A 2,289-nucleotide genomic window follows, 5' to 3' on the forward strand; every position below is an offset into this window, starting at 1 on the left:
CTCCGCGAGATCCAGTACCGCAGCAACCTCATCGATGGATGTCTCGCCGAAACCGGCCTCACGTTGACGACATCACGCCAACAAGGTCAGTAACCCTTGGGAGTGATCGTCTAGTTGGACGGTGCCAGGGTGCGCAGGACGTCGAACTCGTTGCCTTCGGGGTCGGCCATGACCACCCAGCTCCGGCCAGGGTCCTGGCCCACGTCCGCCTTTGTGGCGCCAAGGCCAACCAGCCTGGCTACCTCGTCGTCGGTACTGCCGTCGATCGGGCTGACGTCCAGGTGGAGCCGGTTCTTCATGGTCTTGCCCTCGGGCACCCGGATAAAGAGCAGGGTGGGCGGCATCTGGCGGGCCCGGACCTCCTCGACGGTCGGCTCCCAGGAACCGATCTCGACCTTGCCCTCACTCCGGTCGATCACCTTGAAGCCCAGCACCGCGCACCAGAAGGCCGCGAGCCGCTCCGGATCGTGGCAGTCGACAACCAACTCGGTGAACCTACTGGTCATTACTCCCCCAGACAGTGCGGACGAGGGCTCAGCCTATGGGACCGCGCCGCCCCTCCGGTCCGGAATCGCTACGACCACGAACCCTTGGAATCGATCATCTAGTCGTGCCGGTGCTGCTCGGGCCTGGGGAGACGGTGGACAGCATGCCCACAGCCGGGCTTTCGGTGGCTTGGCCCGGCTCTTGGAGGCGCTCAGGGCCCACGATACCCGCGTCGTGGAAGTACTGGCCCAGCCACAGGCACCAACCCGCGTCAGAGGCGTACAGAGCCGCAGCGGGAGCCAGGAGGGCGAGGAAGCCGACAGCGACCGAAGCGATCGACTGTCCGTGCCAGCCCGAGCACTGCTGAAATTCGGCACCCCCCCGCGCCCCGCCGCACTCGCCGCGTTCATCAACCTCCGCGTCCTCAACCCCGAACACACCCACTGGCGACGCGGTATCGAAGCCGCGTCATCCACAACCGGCTCCACGGCGACCTCAAGGTGCCGTTCACGTACCGCGTACCCGGCCGCGACGACGAGGAGGCGGAGGCCGAGGGTATGCCGGCCTCGCTCGCCAGGTTTCCGCTGGGGTAATGGATCGCCGACGCCCGAAGGTTCCGCACCCGCAGGGACATGGACACCGACCGCGTGGCGCAGCTGGAGAAGCTGGGCATGGTCTGGTCGCACTACGACGTCGCGTGGGAAGAAGGACTCGCCGCCGCCCGCGGGTGGGCCACCGAAAACGGGCACCTCCTGGCCCCGCTCGACGCCACCCACCAGGGATACCGAGTGGGCATCTGGCTGAAGAACGCCCGCGCCGCCGCCCGGAAGGCTACCGCGATCGAACACCGGCGTGCCCAGGGCCTGCCGGTCCAGTCGTCGGCCGGCGCCTTGCCGGACGAGCGGCGCGAAAAGCTGGAGGACATCGATCCCTCCTGGTACCCGGCCTGGCCAGTGGAATGGCAACGCGCCTTCCACCTCGTCCGCCAGCACCTGGAGGCCGGCGGCTTGCTGCCCATGGAACCGGGCACCGTCGTGCACCAGGGCGAGGACCTTGGCCGGTGGGTGCACTCGGTGTGGCTCGGCTGCGACAAGCTCACCACCATGCAGCAGTGGACGTGTGAGCAGGTCCTCGGGATCGAGCCCGCGACCGAGTACGAGGGGCCGCCCCCGCCCCGCACGCAGGCCGACAAATGGGCGATGAACTACGCGGCCGCCAAACAGTTCTACGAGCGCAAGGGACACCTTCGCCTGCCGCGCAAGCACGTGGAGACCATCGTGGTCGGCGTCGACGGCGGCGACCAGGAGGAGCGGGAACTGAAGCTCGGCACCTGGATCGGGAACCACCGCTCACGGGCCACGACTCTCACACCCGAACGCGCCGAGCAGCTCTCCACCATCGGCATGCGCTGGAACCAGAACTCCGAGCGTCACATGTCTCTCGCTCCGCCCCATAACCTCGGTGGAGGGGCGGTCACCGACGGCCTTCAAGGAGATCGACTCCCCAAGCCAACGCGAGGCCCGGACCAAGCGGTCCGGGCCTCCGGCATGTTCGCCCCCAGTCGCCCGGACCTTTGCGATGCCGGCCATCGTCCACCTGCTGCCGCAACAACTGCGGCACCCCGGCTCTGAGCCTCGCAGCCAGTCGGACCGCAACTACTCGTACTCGCCGCCCCACCTGCGGTCGGCGTGCCACGAAGCTCCCGGCGCTGTGAAGCGCTCCGGGGTCGGTGGAGGCTCTATGTGTTGGCTCCAGCCGCCGGTTGGGGCTGGTGTTGAGCGTAGTGGTTGGTCTCGTGTTCGT

2 protein-coding genes are annotated in these 2,289 nt (G+C 67.9%); one reads left to right on the forward strand and one right to left on the reverse strand.

Annotated elements, in window-relative coordinates:
- Positions 1-110: 110 nt before the first annotated feature.
- Positions 111-506 carry a VOC family protein gene (locus ACWC0C_RS48255; RefSeq protein WP_450871537.1) on the reverse strand — a complete coding sequence of 132 codons (396 nt, stop codon included), beginning with the start codon at positions 504-506 and terminating at the stop codon, positions 111-113.
- Between the two features lie 612 nt (positions 507-1,118).
- Between ACWC0C_RS48255 and ACWC0C_RS48260 the strand changes: the two genes are divergently transcribed.
- Complete coding sequence (locus ACWC0C_RS48260; RefSeq protein WP_450871538.1) at positions 1,119-2,117, forward strand: helicase associated domain-containing protein; 999 nt, start codon at positions 1,119-1,121, stop codon at positions 2,115-2,117.
- Positions 2,118-2,289: the final 172 nt, after the last annotated feature.

The sequence above is a fragment of the Streptomyces sp. NPDC001709 genome, assembly GCF_053596375.1.